Consider the following 16,502-nt stretch of genomic DNA (forward strand, 5'->3'; position numbering starts at 1 on the left):
CACAAAAAAGACGCTTGTTTTCCCAAAAACCTTTGTCATCCTTGAGGTATGAAATCCGGGGAATCTGGGGGAGAATTGACACCTTAAAAGGTTTGTCATCCTGAACGCAGTGAAGGTTCTATTCGCAGACTTACAGGGCGAAGAAGCATGGCGAATAACAGATCCTTCACTGCGTTCAGGATGACAAAAGTCTTTTTTGCAACAAAAGTAAAATTTGGAACATTCTCCCAATTTTAACCCTACCTCACTCCCACATAAATTTCCACTTCCACATCTTGGGGGTTTTGGGCTTTTGCGCCCCAAACATCAAAATCAGCAATGTAAGTACGCTGAAGATTGCTGTTCCAGATCAGTTGCCATGCATCGGCCACACAGTTGGGCAGTGGGCCTTTGGCTATGTACTTTACATAATCAGCATGGGGCACAATAAGACTAATCAACCCTTCGGGAATGTTATCCAGCGAACTTACTTTACAGCCTAATACAGCTGTATAGAAGCCTGTATGGTCAGTTTCATAATCGGTGTAAACACAATAGATCTCATCGGTTAGCCGGTCTACAATTTGCAGCAATACATTACCCTCCATAAACCTTCCCCAAAGTTCACCAATATCCTTTGCCGATTGCCCGTTTTGATTGGTCGTTCGTACCGAGATCCCCTCTAAAAAGAACCCTTTTATATGCACATCCTCTGTTATATTTGTCATTACTATTTGTTATACTGATATATAATTAACTTTTAATCAATTTTTTATAGATATTATATAAATAATCTCTACAACATTAAAATTATTCTATCAATTTTCTTAGCTCCTCAAAAACACCCTTCCAGTTTTGTTCAGAGTGCTCTTTGGCTTCCTGGTTTTTTACGTTATCCTGGGTAATAGTCAACTTAGTTTCGCCATCGTTTTCGGCAAGACTGTAAGTAATATTGGCGTAGTTTTCGGGCTTATCTTCGGTTCCGCCCATGCTGCTCCAATAGCTATATTTTACAAACTTACCCGGATCGATGTCAAGGATTGTTCCCTTATCCTGGTATTTATTCCCGTCCCATTCACCACTAAACGTAATGGGCTCCCCTACCTTCCAGCTCGACTCTAAATTGGTACCAAAAAAATATTCTTTAACCATTGCCGGGTCGGTGAGGCCTTGCCATACTTTGGCTGCAGGAGCTTTAAAATTAATCTCGGTATTTACTTTTAACTTTTCCATAATGCAGTGTTTTTAATTGTTTATTTATTGTTTACTGGTATTGATTCATCTGTTAACATGTGCGTTTTTATCAGCCCAAAATCGTGCACGTTTATCTCAAGAAAGCCAAACCTGAAAGGGTATCCCCATGACTTTTTATTGGGGATAAAATCGAGCTCATTTACCAAAGGCAGGATAGGCGTTTGGATACATTTGTAATAGTTCACATTGCGGCGGTATGGGATAAAATCTTCGCTCATTTTATGCTGGTACACCTCATCATCGGCAAGCTGCCCAATGGCGGTAAATGCCTGCAACGGTTCCGTTCCGTTCATGCTTTGTTTGGGCGAATAGATGATCACCCAATCACCTGCAGCCATGCGCCTCAATGGTGCCGGTTTGCCGTGATTGGCCTGCATAAAACCACCGGCTATGCCCCGGGATATATGATCTTTTGATACTACGGTTATCCAGTATTTCATGATGTTGCTGGTTTATTACAAACAAAAACATGACCAGTATGGCCAACTAATTTTTAATTGCACAACAAAGAAATAACCGGCAAGTGACAGCAGTATGTCAGTAGAGATTTGTTTCCTGCAGATTTTTTTGACTGATGGCCATGATAATGGCGCAAACCCTGTCTTTTAGCGAATCCGGTTTGATGATCTCGGCCTTATCGCCAAACATCATAAACCAACGGGCAAAACCTTCTATAGACATGGTTAAAAACGTCATCTCAATTTTATTGCCGATGGTTTTCTCTGATACAAAGCCGCTGTAATACTTTTGATGATCCAGGTAATTAGAGATTTCTTTATCTACCCTGATCACTACCAGTTCCAGGTGTTTTTCTTTGGCGGTTTGGGCGATATAGGCCTTTAGCGTTGGGTGTTTGCTGTTGTTATAAGTGGTATCGGTAACTACCAGCTTGCGGATTCTGTCAATCCTGAAATCGCGATAATCGTTACGTAAACGGCAATAGGCTATCAGGTGCCAGAAGCTATCGAGGAAAACCACGCCAACGGGTTCTACATCGCGTTTGGTAAATTCCTGGCTATGCCAGGCAAAATAATCAATACATAAAACCTTTTTATAAATAATGGCATCCAATATAGTTTGAATATGATCATTATTATTCCCGGCCCGTTTCTGGCTGTGGCTTTTCAACACCTCGATACTGCCATCCAGGTTCTCCAGCGCGTCCTTTTCGGATGTTTTTAGCACCGCCCTCACCTTGTACATGGCCGATTGATATTGCGCATTGGTGGTGGCATCGGTAAGTTTTTCAACAAATTTCTCGGCGGTTAAAAAGGCTGTAGCCTCTTCGCGGGTAAACATTACGGGCGGTAAACGGTAACCATCCATAATAGAATACCCTACCCCTGCCTCGCCAATGAGCGGAATGCCGGCTTCTTCAAGCGTTCTGATATCCCTGTAAACCGTACGCAGGCTGATGTTAAAGCGTTCAGCAATATCGCCGGCTTTTACCACCCTGCGCGATTGTAACTGAATTAAAATAGCCGAAATACGGTCGATGCGGTTCATAGCATCAAATTAAGCAAAAAACAAGCTACATTTGTATAATTATTTCACTTACCACTATGGCTACCGAACAAGACGATAAGATTATAACATTTGAGAATTATTATGATGTTATGCTGGCGCATATTGTACGCACCAAACTGGAAGATAATGGAATAGCCTGCTTTATTGCTGATGAAAATACCATTACGGCAAACCCTATTTATAACCAGGCTATAGGTGGCATTAAATTAAAAATATTTGAACGCGACCTGGAGCGTTGCCGCGCCATACTGGCCGCCGATGGCGATTTGCACGACCAGGACCATATTGAAATAGACGAAGAAACCAATAACCTGGTAATTTGTCCCTTTTGCGCCTCAACAAATGTTGGCCCTACCGATCCGGGTAAGTTTGCATCATTTATTTCGGTAGTATTGCCCTTTGTTAACAATAAAGCATGGCATTGTTTTAACTGCCAGCAGGATTTTGAGTAAGCCTTTGCGCATTGTATCAAAACACATACAATCCTTTGCTTTTTAGCTGATTTAACTATCTTAGCGGTATGTATAACCGCCGCAAATTCATCAAAATATCAGCTGCAGGCGCCTCACTGGCAGCACTTTCAAACTCAGCCATAGCAAAAGCTATTTCAATAACACCCGAGCCTGTTTTACCCGTAGTTATATCTACCTGGGATTTTGGGATATATGCCAATAAAGAAGCCTGGAAAACTTTAGAAAAAGGCGGTCGCGCGCTTGATGCCATTGAAGCCGGCGCTCGTATACCCGAACAAACCGACATCAGCAGCCATACTGTTGGCCGTACAGGTTTGCCTGATCGCGACGGGCATGTAACCCTTGATTCATGCATTATGGATGAGTTTGGCAACTGCGGTTCTGTAGCAGCCATGGAAGATATTGCGCATCCCATATCGGTAGCCCGGTTGGTGATGGAAAAAACCCCGCACGTAATGCTGGTTGGCGAAGGTGCTACCCAATTTGCGGTAGAGCAGGGCATGAAAAAAGAAAAATTGCTAACGCCGGAGTCTGAAAAGATCTGGAAAGAATGGCTTAAAACGGCCAAATATGCCCCCGTAATGAATATTGAGAACGGCCACAAAGCCGGCGATAAATATAACCATGATACCATAGGTATGCTGGCCATTGATGCCAAAGGTAATATATCTGGCGGTTGCACTACCAGCGGCATGGCCTTTAAGCTGCATGGCCGGGTTGGCGACAGCCCAATCATAGGTGCAGGTTTATATGTTGATAACGAGGTGGGTGGCGCTACATCAACCGGTGTTGGCGAGGAAGTGATTCGTAATGTAGGCAGTTTCCTGGTAGTTGAGCTGATGCGCCAGGGCATGTCGCCGGAGGATGCCTGTAAGGAAGCTGTGCATCGTATTATTAAAAAGAAGCCCGAAACTGCCAAGCAAATACAGGTAGGCTTTTTAGCCATTAATAAAAAAGGCGAATACGGTGCTTACGCCATACAAAGCGGCTTTTCATTCGCGGTATGCAATGCCGAAAAACAGGATTTGCTGATTAAGGGAAAAAGCTATTATAAATAGGTTTAACAGCCGGCAGTATGCAGTTGGCAGATATCCATGATGGGGATCAACACCAGCCCCCACGGGAGTAATATTAAATCACAAATTAAAAACATCAACAGCTAAAAACAGTTAGCTATACATCAAACTTTTGTTCCGCTAAACTGATACTATTACATTGAAGCCCATGCCCGATATCACTAAACAAAAACATCAAAGCGGTAATCCTGTAAATCGCGTTTCGCTTGAGGTTTGCGCCAATTCCGTTACATCAGCAGTAGCTGCCCAGGAAGGTGGAGCTGTACGGGTTGAACTTTGCGAAAATTTAAAAGAAGGTGGCACTACGCCATCTGCCGGGCAAATATTATTAGCCCGAAAACTGCTTCAAATAAAATTATTTGTGTTGATAAGGCCCCGTGCCGGCGACTTTTTATACACCGATCTGGAATACGACGTGATGTGTGCTGATATCAGGTTTTGCGCCGAAGCAGGCTGCGATGGTGTGGTAATAGGTATGCTTAATGCTGATGGCACTATTGATAAGGAACGCAGCCTGGAAATGGTGCACCTTGCCAAACAACTGGGCCTTGGTGTTACCTTTCACCGGGCATTTGATATGTGTATAGACCTTTACCATGCCCTTGAAGACATTATTGACATGGGTTGCGACCGGATACTTACCTCGGGCGGTAAAAGTTCGGCAATGGAAGGCGCAACAGTTATAAATCAATTGGTGCAAAAAGCCGCGGGGCGTATAGCCATTATGCCCGGCGCCGGCGTAAGCGAAGCCAACGTTGCCGATCTGGTTCATTTTACCGGCGTTACCGAAGTACACTCCTCAGCCCGTTTGCCTGTTCGCAGTAAAATGCAATACAAAAACGATCATATCGTGATGAGCGATGATCCCGGTGATGAATTTACCATTGACCTTACTGATGTGGGCAGGGTTAAAAAATTGATTGAGCTGGCTAATAAATAAGAGTTAAGTAAGAATTAGATAAATATCTTTTAGATACGTCACACGAGTTGTAAAATCCAGAGATTGTGAAGGAGAATTGACGATTTAAAAAGAGGTCTTTTAGCCAACACGTCATTGCGAGGTACGAAGCAATCTCTACGCAGGACGGTCGATATGCACGTCGAACTTTTTCATTCACTCTGTAAAGCTTGGAGATTGCTTCGTACCTCGCAATGACGGGTTTAGAGAAGAGGGATCAAAAATCTTGATTCTTGACTCTTAATTCTTGACTCTCTCCTCTCTTCTAAAAAAACGTAACCGGTAAAACCAGTTCTATCCTGTTACGCCCGGTTCCTCCAAAAACGTCCTCATCCAATAGGCGGCTGTACCTTATCCCGAAGGAGATACTATTCTGATTAAAGAATTTGGTATCAAAAAACAACGTGCCTCCTGCTGAGCGAAAGTTTTGCTTAAAGCCGCTGCCATCTATGTAAAAATCATCAGATGATGCATGGGTGTAATCAAAAAACAGGGCCCCACGCAGGCGCAGCAAGTATACAATACTGCCAAAACCCGCATCGGGATAGGCTATAGGGAAATGATAGGCAAGGCCTAACTTATTCATATCATCTAAACTTTGCGCGGTATAGCCTTTACTAAAAGGAAAATCATTGGAGTAACTAATCACATTATCCTTACCTTTTTGCTGGTGCGCAATGTTAATCACAAAACTGTGGTTGGTTATTAGTCCGGGGAAATAGAACGTACCTGATGCCAATAACTGCGTAGCGCTGGTGCCGCCTATAGCCGTTTTATAATTTACACTGATATTTTGTGCAAAACTGGGGTATATATTTTTTTTCGCCCGCTGTGTTTGGTTCCCAAATGAAATAGAATTATTTAAATAAGTATAACTCCTATTGGCAAATTGCGCTGCGTATGGCTGCTGAAAGCTCGTACGGTTAAAATACAGATCGCTGCCAAAGGTAAGGTTGGTAAAGTGCTTACCTGCCGAAAATGTAAGCGGAACATCTAAACCGCCATGCAGCTGGGTTTCGTTCCAATAAACATAATTGCCTTTGGTAAATCCACGCCGGTCTAACGTATAATCGACCCCGGCAGATAGATAGGGGAACAACGCGCCGTATATGGCATCAAAACCAAACTGTTTATAACCCTCATTGCTGTTGTAATTAAAAGAAATTTCAGACTGGAGGGTATTTAAAACGTTCTCGCCCGTAATAGCAAAAGAATAATTAGGATCGCTGATATTAGGTATCAGGCTGTGAAAATTAAAAAGCCCGTGCGCTTTGGAATAACCAGTAGCCGGCAACGGTTTATTAACTACGGCAGCCAGCATATTGGCCGATGAATCTTTACTTAAAGCCTTAATGCCAAGCTCGGGCAGGGCCGAGTTTGCGTATACATCCCCTGCATCAATCCATTTCAAGTCTTTTTTATTTGCTTCCGTTATTTTATAACCTGCCGCGGTAAACCCTACCCATGCCATTTTATGATCAGATACTGCGGGCTGATAACTCCCTATTGGTAAACCGTTGGCAGTTGGCAGCAACTCATAAAACTTATTGGCGTTTATGAGCAAAGCAAATAACCTATCTTGTGTATCAGCAACGTTTGTAAAATAAACGGTGTCGCCTTTAACAGCTATAAAACCTATGGGTTTAAAAGTGAAGGGCAATAAATATTTAGCATCACCTGTCTCTTTATTAATAAGGGCCAGACTCATTTTACCTTCAACATCCCTCACTGCCGAGATCAACTCACCATCGTTATAAAACTTTGGATAGGTATAAAATAGCTTTTGCGGATTGGGCACAGCTTTAAGCAAGTCCCCGCCGGTACTTAAAATATGTAATTGACTCGCACCCGATGGACCAACCTGTACTGTTACAATACTTTTACCATTGGCACTAAAAGCAGGGGCAAAGTATTTTGCTTTTTGGGTAATGCGGTGCTCCTCGCCGGTATTAACATCCAGCAGCATCAGCTCACTATAATCGCGGTAGCCCCAGCGCATATCAGCACGGTAGGATGCGTAAATTATTTTACCATTCTGGTAGTCAAAATAATTATCGAGGGAGTAGGAGCGCGTAGCTATTTTGCGCTCGGCATTGCCTGTTTTCACCACAAACGCAGGGATATGGTCATAACTACTTTTCATATAAATGAGCGTACTGTCGTTCACAAAAGCAGGGTATTCACGGTCGGCATCAAAGTGTTTGGGCGTTTTTATATTTTGAGAATCATCCTGGAACCGGGCTTTAAAATTATCAAATGCCAGGTTGGTAAATGCCTTAAAACTTGTACCCGTATACTTTTTTACCGCCCTTTGAAATGGATAAAAGCCCGTGTAAAAACCAGCGGCATCATGAGTGATGCTCTTCCAGATGTTATCACCATACTCTTCGCGCCCGTAAGAAACAAGCATATAACCCAGTGGATAATGATCTGGCACATAATCACGATATGAACCATTACGCAGCTTCATATAGCTGTAATTTTTATCTGCAGCCCATAAGGCCCTGTAACCATTAAAAAAGTAGGGTAAGCGCCCCCTGCCCTGCCGGCTTACGTGGGTTTCGTTAAATACGGCATCACCCTCAAAAAACCAGTTGGGTACAGATAGGTCATTCCCCAAAGCCTGCCCGCCCTCGCCAAAAAGGATATGCAGAAAGCGCGACAACCCCACATTAAAATTATTGTATTGCTGCACATGCCTGTACTCGTGAATAGCCAGTTGATTTACCCAGGGCAAGCTGCCAATATCAAAACTATTTTGTTCGGGCGTTAAAAAAAACTCACTCCTGAAAGGCGCCAGCCCTACATAGGCATTGGCTATAGTAGTTTGATTTTGCAAAACGATGCTGATCTGCCTTTGCTTGTTGCCAATGGTTGGCTTTACTTGGCCGTTCATCTGTTGTACAATATTGGCAACCTTTATCCCGGCAGAATCCATCCCCGCGGGGAAAATAACTTTAGCTGCCGAGGTATTTACCTGTTTCCATTTAATTGATGGCGGGTTGCCGCCAAACACCTGGGCGCCGGCAACACTTGCCGTTAACAGCAACAAAGGCAGAAGTAATTTTTGAGAAATTTTACAGACCGAGGGGTATTTGTTCATCAAGGGATGAAAGTAGGTACAATTTGTAATTTAAACAACAGAGGCATTGCATGGCGCAAAGCTACTATCAGAAACCATTACTTCAGCAAGTTTGTATATATGCCGTAATTCTCATCATCAAAACAAACAAAAGTTACCTGTTTAATACTTTCATTATCGGCCAAAAAATCCCGGACGGTTTTTATGGCGATGGCGGCGGCCATTTTTTTAGGGAAGTGGTAAATACCCGTACTTATGTTGGGAAAAGCAATAGTTTCCAGGTCATTTTCGGCGGCTAATTTCAAGCTGTTTAAATATGCCGAAGCGAGTAAAGCATCTTCGCCCTTGTCACCACTACTATAAACCGGCCCAACCGTATGGATCACATACCTGGCGGGCAGGTTACCACCGGTAGTAATTACAGCCTCGCCGATTTTGCAGCCGCCCTGCCGGTTACGTATCTGGATGCATTCTTCCAATATGGCTTTCCCCCCGGCCCGGTGTATAGCGCCATCAACACCGCCACCACCTAACAACGAGGTGTTGGCGGCGTTCACAATGGCGTCCGCTTTAATTTTGGTGATATCGCCCTGTACCAGTTTTATTCTTCCTTCGGTCATCGTAAAATAAATTTATTCCGCGGCTTCTTCGCCTTTTGAGCCCAGCTCAACAATATTGCCTTTCTGAAACAGGATGGCTTTTAAAGTGGTACGCCAAACCGGTTTTTTGCGCAGTAAAAATTCCAGGTCCATACCAAAATGTTTAAATTCCTCCTGCTGGGCATTTTGCATAATGGCTTTAGCATCTTTGTCGGTTTCAACAGATATGCGTTGCTCGTACCAGTTAATGGCTTCTGCTTCTTCGGTAAGGGAAACAATCATCCTGGCAAAAGTGCGCGTTTCGGCAGATAGTTCGTTTACGGGTTCGTGGTATTGATCAAATGACATAATGTTTTTTTATTGATAAAAACATTATGCGTCAATTTTGTTTGGGCAGATAGATATTTAGAAGGATTACAGATTACATAACTGATTTATAAGAGCTTGCTTCTAAGGACCTCTGTAAACTTTCGTCCCCTCAGGGTCTCTCGCAGAGGACCCTGAGGAACCATGCAGGTCCAATTGCATAGTATTATACTTTGCAAACGGCCTCAGGGTCCGCTGCGAGAGACCCTGAGAAGACAAAAGGATTACAGATTACATAACTGATTTATAAGAGCTTATTCTTGAAGGTTTCTGTAAACTTAAAGACCTAAATAAATTAAAGAATTATTAACAAACAGGCAATTCTTCAACATTCGCTCAGAATTTGTATATATGTTTGTTACATAGTGGTATATTGTTTTAATTGTTTCACAAACATTAATAACCCCAACTTTAATTTATAACGCAATAGCCCAGGAATATCAAATGCCGATTCAATCATATATCTCCAAGCACCAGGATATAGTACAGCTGATTTATTTTGCCATGATCCTTATTTCTTTATGGGGTAGCGAAGTGGTATTTACCAATAATTTATTTGGCGAAAAGCTTAAACATACCCGCGTAAACCTGCTATTTATTGTTACGGCATTGCCCATCCAGTTATTCATGATCAGTTTAGTATTGCTGATAACTGTTTGGACCCATCAGCATCATTGGGGATTAATTAATTATTTACCGTTTCATAAAAACGCCTGGGTATATTATATCAGCCTGTTTATCCTGATGGATCTTTGTGAATATACCTATCACGTAATTATGCATAAGTTTGATTTTCTCTGGAAATTCCATCTTGTACATCATAGTGATTTAAAGGTGGATGTATCAACCACGGTAAGGGAACACCCGGGTGAAACGTTTGTAAGAACCAGCTTTTTAATGCTTTGGGTGTTTTTACTTGGCCCGGTAGCTACCGTTCTTGTTCTGCGGCAAACGGTACAAACATTTTCAAACATTGTGGCGCATACCACATTCAGGCTGCCGAGGCATATTAACAATATTGTTGGGTTAATTTTTATTACGCCCAACATACACCAGGTTCACCATCATTATAAATTACCCTATACCGATTGTAATTACGGCGATGTTTTAAGTATTTGGGATCGCATTTTCGGCACCTATGCCGAACTGGAACCCCAGGAAACAGTATTTGGGATAGATACCCATATGGAGCCATCTACCAATAGCAGGTTTATAAACGTACTTAAAATCCCTTTTCAAAAACTGAAGCGTATGTAACGCGCGGTTAAGTATATCCCAATAAGATGAAGTTATCGCAACCGCTAATTTATTTTGTTTTTTTGTTGTTGATAATCAATTGTAGCAAGAGTTACGGGCAAAATAGTATCATGTCAAAATTCTATTTTCCAGGCCAGTTAGGTTTAAGTTTCCCTCATGTTGATGATCAAAAATTAAATTTAAAAAAAGGTTTTATGCTTACAACAGCGCTGGAGTTTAGGCCGGTTGATGGCAATGCCCTATTTATCAGATTTAATTATGATGCGATAACCAACCATTACCAGGAAGTTTATTTAAACTCCCCCACTAATGTTAACACGGGTAAACTGTCTTCCTCTATTTTTTCTCTCGGTTTAGGATATCGCCACAAGGCGGGCATTTTTAAATTATTTGGCCTTTTGCAACCCGGCTTAGGTATCAATAATTACGACAAGGTAAATTTTAACACAGAAACAATTACTGTAGAGCAGGTAAGCCGCAGGCATTTATCATTTAAAATTACTGCAGGCGCGGAGTATTACCTGGCCGAGCATTTTGCATTAACAATTGAGCCATCTTACTTTTACCTGTCTCCACGCGGTAATTACAGGTTGCTAAACCCGCAAAGCTTAAATCTTAGCCTGGGCTTTACAACAACGTTATTTTAAAAAACCGTAAGCACTTGCCTCTTATTTAAAACGTAAATACCATTTCGTCCCCTCAGGGTCTCTCGATAGAGGACCCTGAGGAACCATGCAGGTCCAATTGCATAGTCTAATACTTTGCAAACGGCCTTAGGGTCCTCTGCGAGAGACCCTAAGGAGACAAAGAAACGTAAATACCATTTCGTCCCCTCAGGGTCTCTCGATAGAGGACCCTGAGGAACCATGCAGGTCCAATTGCATAGTCTTATACTTTGCAAACGGCCTTAGGATCCTCTGCGAGAGACCCTAAGGAGACAAAAATAAAACGTATATGCTGCTTAATGTTGATTTTTTATGCAGAAACTTTTCCTGTAGCTGGCTAAATTATAACATCTTTGAAAACAATATGAGTCATATTTACATCTGGATAATTTCCTTTTTGGCTATAGCAGGCGTTATTATAAGGCCATTTAAAATACCCGAAGCTGTTTGGGCCCTTGCGGGCGCGGTGCTATTGCTTGTTTTGGGGCTGATTCCCTTTTCGGATGGATTAACCGGCATTGGCAGAGGCACTGATGTGTACCTGTTTTTAACCGGCATGATGCTGCTTGCCGAAACCGCACGAGAAGAAAAACTGTTTGATTGGCTGGCAGCACATGCCACCAGGATGGCCAAAGGATCTGCAAACCGGCTTTTTTTATTGATTTATATCGTAGGTGTTGTAGTTACCACCTTTTTATCAAACGATGCCACGGCTGTTGTACTTACCCCCGCCGTAGCCGCGGCCGCCAAGGCGGCCAGGGTTAATAAACCTCTTCCCTACCTGCTTATCTGTGCTTTTATTGCTAATGCGGCCTCTTTTGTAATACCTATATCCAACCCGGCCAACCTGGTGATATATGGCCGCCACATGCCGCCCTTGCTGCATTGGTTGCATCAATATGCTTTACCTTCATTTTTTGCCATTGTTGCTACCTATTTTATGCTCCGTTTTACGCAAAGGGCTGCCCTGAAGGAAAAAATAGCAACCGATATAGCTATACCTACGCTATCTACTGGCGGTAAAACGGCTATTATAGGCATTGCGGCAACAGCCGTCATTTTACTGGTTTCTTCGGCATTTGATATTCAGCTGGGTTTGCCTACTGCCATTACTGGGATATTGACTTCGGCAATAGTTATTATTAGTGCCCGCAAAAATCCGTTGATAGTGATCAAGGGGGTATCATGGGCGGTACTTCCGCTTGTAGCTGGTTTGTTTATAATTGTTGAAGCGCTCAATAAAACAGGTATCACACAAACACTAACAGACCTGCTACATCAAAGCGCGGCAAATTCAGTAACCGGTACGGCCTGGGGCAGCGGTATAATTACCGCTGTTGCCTGCAACCTCATGAATAACCTGCCGGCGGGCCTTATAGCAGGAACTGCTGTACAGGGCAATTTACCTGAGCTTGTAAAAAGCGCAATCCTTATCGGTGTTGACCTGGGGCCAAACCTTTCCATTACCGGATCGCTGGCCACCATCTTGTGGTTAGTTGCCCTGCGCCGCGAAGGGCTAAACATAACCTTCTGGACATTTTTAAAACTTGGCGCATTGATCATGACTGTTGCATTGTTCTTTGCAATAGGCGCGCTTTGGATATAGCAAAAATCAATTTTAAAAAGAGTAAACTACTTTGTGTTTTTTGATAGTGATAAATACCAGTTTTGATGTGGGCGTATTACTTTTTTCGGCCACACTGTCAATCGGGATCAGTACGTTGGCTTCGGGATAATAAGTAGCGGTGTTGCCTTCGGGAATGTTGTAGGGCACTATCACAAATAGCCGTGCCACTCGTTCAACCCCGCCAAAGTTATTATATAGATCTACACGTGAGCCTGCTTTGAAACCGGCTTTGGCTATATCCCGTTCATTCATAAAAATCACCCGCCGCTCATTGTGGACGCCACGGTAACGGTCATTCAATCCATAAATGGTAGTATTAAACTGGTCGTGACTGCGAATGGTAGTCATGCGGTATTCATCGGCAGCCATCACGTGTTCGGGCAAGCCGGCAATATTAAAGCCCACTTTATCACCAAATTCCTTACTGTTAAACTTACCTGTTCGCGGTCCGTTTGGCAGATAAAAACCCGCGGGAACGCGCACTTTTTGGTTATAGTTTTCAAAACCGGGGATAACTTTGGCAATGGCATCACGCACGGCGTCATAACTATTGGCATAGGTATCCCAGTTAACCACCGACCGGCTGCCCAAAGTAGCTTTGGCCAGGCGACATACAATGTGGTTCTCGTTCAGCAGATCTTTAGAAATGGGTTCCAATATGCCTTTCGACATCTGGACTACCCCCATCGAGTTTTCACAGCTCACAAACTGCGCCTCGCCCCCAACCATGTCCTTATCGCTGCGTGAAAGCGTTGGCAATATCAAAGCTTCATCGCCGTGCACCAAATGGCTGCGATTTAGCTTGGTTGATACATGGACAGACATTTCGAGTTTGCGCATGGCATCAGCTGTGTAAGTGGTATCCGGCGTAGCCGAAAGAAAGTTACCACCCATGGCAAAGAAAACTTTAAGCTTACCCTCATGCATGGCTTGTATTGATTCAACCACATCGTACCCATGCTGACGTGGCGGCTCAAAGCCAAAAACCTCTTTAAGCTTATCCAGCTGCTGGGGAGTGGGCTTATCAAATATCATCATGGTACGGTTGCCCTGTACATTGCTGTGCCCACGCACCGGGCAAAGGCCGCCGCCTGGTTTACCAATAGCGCCCTTTAACAGCGCCAGGTTAACAATCTCTTTTACAGTATCTACCCCGTTTTTATGCTGCGTAACGCCCATGGCCCAGCAAATAATGATGCGGGTTTTATCCTTCAACATATCGGCAGCCTGCTCCATCTGCGCTAAGGGTATACCACTTTCATCTGCCAGGTTATCCAGATCAAACTGGTTTAAATGGTTAAGGAAGGCCGTATAGCCTTCGGTATTGTTCCTTATAAATTCATGATCAAACACCTTGCCGGGGTTTTCCAGCTCGGCTTTGTATAGCAGCTTTTCAATTCCCTTAAGCAGGGCCATATCGCCATTGATCTTTACCTGCAGATAAAGATCGGCCAGTTGAGTTGTTATTCCGATAAAGCCTTTTACAGTTTGTGGATTTTTAAAACCCATTAGCCCGGCTTCGTGAAGTGGGTTTACAGCTATGATCTTTGAGCCGTTGTGTTTAGCCTTTTCCAGGGCAGTAAGCATCCGGGGATGATTGGTACCCGGGTTTTGCCCTATGATGATAATGACATCGGTATCATAAAAATCGTTAAGGGTAACTGTTCCCTTACCAATACCGATAGCTTCTGACAAACCAAAGCTGGTTGATTCATGGCACATGTTTGAGCAATCGGGCATGTTGTTGGTTCCATACTCGCGAATAAACAATTGGTAGATGAACGATGCCTCATTACTGGTGCGCCCCGATGTATAAAACGCTGCTTGATCCGGCGATGCAAGACTGTTCAGCTTATCGGCAATTTTTTTAAATGCATCATCCCAGCCAATAGGTTCATAATGTGTAGCACCTTTTGGAAGATACATCGGTTGTGCTATCCGGCCTTTTTTACCTATCTCATAGTCATTCAGTTTAGCCAGATCGGCAACCGAATTTTGGGCAAAAAATTCAGCAGTGAGCTTTTTAGTGGTGGCTTCTTCCGCGAGGGCTTTCGCCCCGTTTTCGCAATACTCGGCAACGGGCGACCTATCGTCATCGGGATCGGGCCAGGCACAGCCAGAACAATCAAAGCCATCCTTTTTGTTCATTTTGAAAAGGCCTTCCATGCCACGCACAAAGCCCGATTCTTTTAATATATCAACCATGGCAACAGTTACAGCAGGAATGCCGGCTGCCCATGTTTTTGGTTCAGTGACTTTAAGGTCGAGCAGTCTCTCCGGGTTCTCCGCCGCTGGCTGTTTCTTGTCTTTCTTGCTCATACTTTTTGTCGGCTAAAGGGTTGGGGTAATTATCACTCTGATCTTCGGCCACACTATCCAGGCAGGTAAAATCTTTCTCAATTAATAAATGCAGATTGCCATGTTTGCCTTCAAACCCTATTTTATCGGTATCAGCAAACTCTTTGATCACCTGCTTAGGCACAAACAGGATAATGGTATTCTCCCTGAATATAGATGATATATGATCATCATCAACCAGTTTAATGGCATAGTATAGTTGTTGGCTCCCAAAGTCAACTTCCTCCTGCAAATGGCCTTCCTCAGCCAGTTGTGAAACATCGCTTTTAGTAAGCCGATATCTTAATGAGTTGCCTTTAATACGTATTTTCATAGTTTGATATCAATACGCGGTGCGCCGCGGTGTAAATATTAAAATGCTCATTACGCAGAAACCCTACCAGGGTAATGTTAAATTCTTCGGCCAGCTGAACAGCCAGGCTTGACGGCGCGCCTATTGCAGCAATAATATTAATACCCGCCATGGCGGCTTTTTGCACCAGCTCAAAACTTGCCCTGCCGCTTAAAAGCAATACGGTTTGCTGTAACGGAAGCCAACCATAACCGAGGGCGGCGCCTATTAATTTATCAAGCGCGTTGTGCCTGCCTACATCCTCGCGCAGCAATAATAGTTCGCCCTGTGGGGTAAATAAAGCCGAGGCATGCAAGCCACCCGTATCTGCAAAAACGCGCTGATGTCTTTGTAATATCACTGGCAACTGGCATAAAATATCAGGAATTACGGTGTCATGATCTGCATGCGGCTCAAAACTACTTACTGTCCTGATAGCATCTATAGATCCTTTACCACATACGCCGCAGCTTGATGTGGTGTAAAAATTACGTTCTGTATTTTGCAGCTGAGGTACAACACCTGGATTTAGGCTTACCTGGATCACGTTTTCCTTGTTTTCGGCACAGGCAATAAAGGTGTGGATAGTTGATGCAATATCATCTGCATTTTTGATAATGCCTTCTGTAAATAAAAAACCTGTTGCCAACTCGGCGTCGTGCCCCGGCGTACGCATGGTGACCGAAATATTTTGAACCTGTCTTTGCCCCTCCTGTCCATACTCCAGCCTGATCTCCAGAGGTTCCTCAATAGCAAGTGCATCTGTTGTTTGAATACTGGTTACACCAGCAACTTTAACAATAGGTATTTGGTATGTGGTTTTACAGGCCATACTCAAATATACAATTTAGCCGGCAAGTTGTTTGGACTCAAAGCCTCCAAAAGGAGCTGTTTGCATCTAATAAATTTACTTTCACATATGCATTTATGCCTTTTTTGGCCTAATTTTG

General features: G+C 43.4%; 16 protein-coding genes. 6 read left to right on the plus strand and 10 right to left on the minus strand.

What is annotated here, in order from left to right:
• Positions 1-239: 239 nt before the first annotated feature.
• From Q0R88_RS19775 to Q0R88_RS19790, 4 genes are all read right to left on the minus strand, one after another.
• Entirely contained in the window at positions 240-707 is a 468-nt protein-coding gene (locus tag Q0R88_RS19775) for a GyrI-like domain-containing protein (RefSeq protein WP_295719491.1), read from the minus strand.
• An 82-nt stretch (positions 708-789) separates the two neighbouring features.
• Positions 790-1,212: an SRPBCC family protein gene (locus tag Q0R88_RS19780; RefSeq protein WP_295719493.1), complete on the minus strand. Its 423-nt coding sequence runs from the start codon at positions 1,210-1,212 to the stop codon at positions 790-792.
• A gap of 20 nt (positions 1,213-1,232) precedes the next feature.
• Positions 1,233-1,673, minus strand: a complete 441-nt coding sequence (locus Q0R88_RS19785) for an EVE domain-containing protein (protein ID WP_295719495.1) — start codon at positions 1,671-1,673, stop codon at positions 1,233-1,235.
• Between the two features lie 97 nt (positions 1,674-1,770).
• Entirely contained in the window at positions 1,771-2,739 is a 969-nt protein-coding gene (locus Q0R88_RS19790; protein WP_295719496.1) for a YafY family protein, read from the minus strand.
• Positions 2,740-2,795: 56 nt separating this feature from the next.
• Between Q0R88_RS19790 and Q0R88_RS19795 the strand changes: the two genes are divergently transcribed.
• From Q0R88_RS19795 to Q0R88_RS19805, 3 genes are all read left to right on the plus strand, one after another.
• Positions 2,796-3,212 (plus strand): DUF2007 domain-containing protein, encoded by a 417-nt coding sequence (locus Q0R88_RS19795; RefSeq protein WP_295719498.1) that lies wholly within the window; start codon positions 2,796-2,798, stop codon positions 3,210-3,212.
• Between the two features lie 68 nt (positions 3,213-3,280).
• On the plus strand, positions 3,281-4,291 hold the full coding sequence (locus Q0R88_RS19800) for a N(4)-(beta-N-acetylglucosaminyl)-L-asparaginase (protein WP_295719500.1): 1,011 nt from the start codon (positions 3,281-3,283) through the stop codon (positions 4,289-4,291).
• Positions 4,292-4,457: 166 nt separating this feature from the next.
• The gene (locus Q0R88_RS19805; protein WP_295719502.1) at positions 4,458-5,249 is read left to right on the plus strand and encodes a copper homeostasis protein CutC; all 792 of its coding nucleotides are present in this window, start codon (positions 4,458-4,460) and stop codon (positions 5,247-5,249) included.
• 283 nt (positions 5,250-5,532) lie between these two features.
• Here Q0R88_RS19805 and Q0R88_RS19810 read toward each other — a convergent pair whose 3' ends face one another.
• The 3 genes from Q0R88_RS19810 to Q0R88_RS19820 all read right to left on the minus strand — a co-directional run bounded on the left by Q0R88_RS19810 (position 5,533) and on the right by Q0R88_RS19820 (position 9,296).
• The gene (locus tag Q0R88_RS19810; RefSeq protein ID WP_295719504.1) at positions 5,533-8,370 is read right to left on the minus strand and encodes a hypothetical protein; all 2,838 of its coding nucleotides are present in this window, start codon (positions 8,368-8,370) and stop codon (positions 5,533-5,535) included.
• A 77-nt stretch (positions 8,371-8,447) separates the two neighbouring features.
• On the minus strand, positions 8,448-8,969 hold the full coding sequence (locus Q0R88_RS19815) for an O-acetyl-ADP-ribose deacetylase (protein WP_295719506.1): 522 nt from the start codon (positions 8,967-8,969) through the stop codon (positions 8,448-8,450).
• Between the two features lie 12 nt (positions 8,970-8,981).
• Positions 8,982-9,296: a hypothetical protein gene (locus Q0R88_RS19820; protein ID WP_295719508.1), complete on the minus strand. Its 315-nt coding sequence runs from the start codon at positions 9,294-9,296 to the stop codon at positions 8,982-8,984.
• Positions 9,297-9,758: 462 nt separating this feature from the next.
• Here Q0R88_RS19820 and Q0R88_RS19825 point away from each other — a divergent pair, with 462 nt between their 5' ends.
• From Q0R88_RS19825 to Q0R88_RS19835, 3 genes are all read left to right on the plus strand, one after another.
• Positions 9,759-10,571, plus strand: a complete 813-nt coding sequence (locus Q0R88_RS19825) for a sterol desaturase family protein (protein WP_295719510.1) — start codon at positions 9,759-9,761, stop codon at positions 10,569-10,571.
• A gap of 26 nt (positions 10,572-10,597) precedes the next feature.
• A complete protein-coding gene (locus tag Q0R88_RS19830; protein ID WP_295719511.1) occupies positions 10,598-11,218 on the plus strand; it encodes an outer membrane beta-barrel protein in 621 nt (206 codons plus the stop codon).
• Between the two features lie 382 nt (positions 11,219-11,600).
• Positions 11,601-12,842: an arsenic transporter gene (locus tag Q0R88_RS19835; RefSeq protein WP_295719513.1), complete on the plus strand. Its 1,242-nt coding sequence runs from the start codon at positions 11,601-11,603 to the stop codon at positions 12,840-12,842.
• Positions 12,843-12,854: 12 nt separating this feature from the next.
• Here Q0R88_RS19835 and Q0R88_RS19840 read toward each other — a convergent pair whose 3' ends face one another.
• Genes Q0R88_RS19840 through fdhD form a run of 3 tightly spaced genes read right to left on the minus strand, consistent with a single transcriptional unit; the run spans position 12,855 to position 16,384 of the window.
• Positions 12,855-15,182, minus strand: a complete 2,328-nt coding sequence (locus Q0R88_RS19840; RefSeq protein WP_295719514.1) for an FdhF/YdeP family oxidoreductase — start codon at positions 15,180-15,182, stop codon at positions 12,855-12,857.
• Positions 15,121-15,534, minus strand: coding sequence for a hypothetical protein (locus tag Q0R88_RS19845; protein WP_295719516.1), 414 nt, complete (start codon positions 15,532-15,534; stop codon positions 15,121-15,123). The genes Q0R88_RS19840 and Q0R88_RS19845 overlap by 62 nt, the downstream gene beginning before the upstream one ends.
• Positions 15,518-16,384, minus strand: a complete 867-nt coding sequence (fdhD, locus tag Q0R88_RS19850; protein ID WP_295719518.1) for a formate dehydrogenase accessory sulfurtransferase FdhD — start codon at positions 16,382-16,384, stop codon at positions 15,518-15,520. The genes Q0R88_RS19845 and fdhD overlap by 17 nt, the downstream gene beginning before the upstream one ends.
• Between the last annotated feature and the right edge of the window lie 118 nt (positions 16,385-16,502).

It is taken from the genome of Mucilaginibacter sp. (assembly GCF_025362475.1).
Taxonomy (GTDB): Bacteria; Bacteroidota; Bacteroidia; order Sphingobacteriales; family Sphingobacteriaceae; genus Mucilaginibacter.

What these genes read in the sequence shown, in the direction of transcription:
- Q0R88_RS19840 (WP_295719514.1), bottom strand. Translation starts at nt 15,182, where the DNA reads ATGAGCAAGAAAGACAAGAAACAGCCAGCGGCGGAGAACCCGGAGAGA.
- Q0R88_RS19810 (WP_295719504.1), bottom strand. Translation starts at nt 8,370, where the DNA reads ATGAACAAATACCCCTCGGTCTGTAAAATTTCTCAAAAATTACTTCTG.
- Q0R88_RS19835 (WP_295719513.1), top strand. Translation starts at nt 11,601, where the DNA reads ATGAGTCATATTTACATCTGGATAATTTCCTTTTTGGCTATAGCAGGC.
- Q0R88_RS19795 (WP_295719498.1), top strand. Translation starts at nt 2,796, where the DNA reads ATGGCTACCGAACAAGACGATAAGATTATAACATTTGAGAATTATTAT.
- Q0R88_RS19815 (WP_295719506.1), bottom strand. Translation starts at nt 8,969, where the DNA reads ATGACCGAAGGAAGAATAAAACTGGTACAGGGCGATATCACCAAAATT.
- Q0R88_RS19830 (WP_295719511.1), top strand. Translation starts at nt 10,598, where the DNA reads ATGAAGTTATCGCAACCGCTAATTTATTTTGTTTTTTTGTTGTTGATA.
- fdhD (WP_295719518.1), bottom strand. Translation starts at nt 16,384, where the DNA reads ATGGCCTGTAAAACCACATACCAAATACCTATTGTTAAAGTTGCTGGT.
- Q0R88_RS19800 (WP_295719500.1), top strand. Translation starts at nt 3,281, where the DNA reads ATGTATAACCGCCGCAAATTCATCAAAATATCAGCTGCAGGCGCCTCA.
- Q0R88_RS19805 (WP_295719502.1), top strand. Translation starts at nt 4,458, where the DNA reads ATGCCCGATATCACTAAACAAAAACATCAAAGCGGTAATCCTGTAAAT.
- Q0R88_RS19825 (WP_295719510.1), top strand. Translation starts at nt 9,759, where the DNA reads ATGCCGATTCAATCATATATCTCCAAGCACCAGGATATAGTACAGCTG.
- Q0R88_RS19820 (WP_295719508.1), bottom strand. Translation starts at nt 9,296, where the DNA reads ATGTCATTTGATCAATACCACGAACCCGTAAACGAACTATCTGCCGAA.
- Q0R88_RS19780 (WP_295719493.1), bottom strand. Translation starts at nt 1,212, where the DNA reads ATGGAAAAGTTAAAAGTAAATACCGAGATTAATTTTAAAGCTCCTGCA.
- Q0R88_RS19785 (WP_295719495.1), bottom strand. Translation starts at nt 1,673, where the DNA reads ATGAAATACTGGATAACCGTAGTATCAAAAGATCATATATCCCGGGGC.
- Q0R88_RS19775 (WP_295719491.1), bottom strand. Translation starts at nt 707, where the DNA reads ATGACAAATATAACAGAGGATGTGCATATAAAAGGGTTCTTTTTAGAG.
- Q0R88_RS19790 (WP_295719496.1), bottom strand. Translation starts at nt 2,739, where the DNA reads ATGAACCGCATCGACCGTATTTCGGCTATTTTAATTCAGTTACAATCG.
- Q0R88_RS19845 (WP_295719516.1), bottom strand. Translation starts at nt 15,534, where the DNA reads ATGAAAATACGTATTAAAGGCAACTCATTAAGATATCGGCTTACTAAA.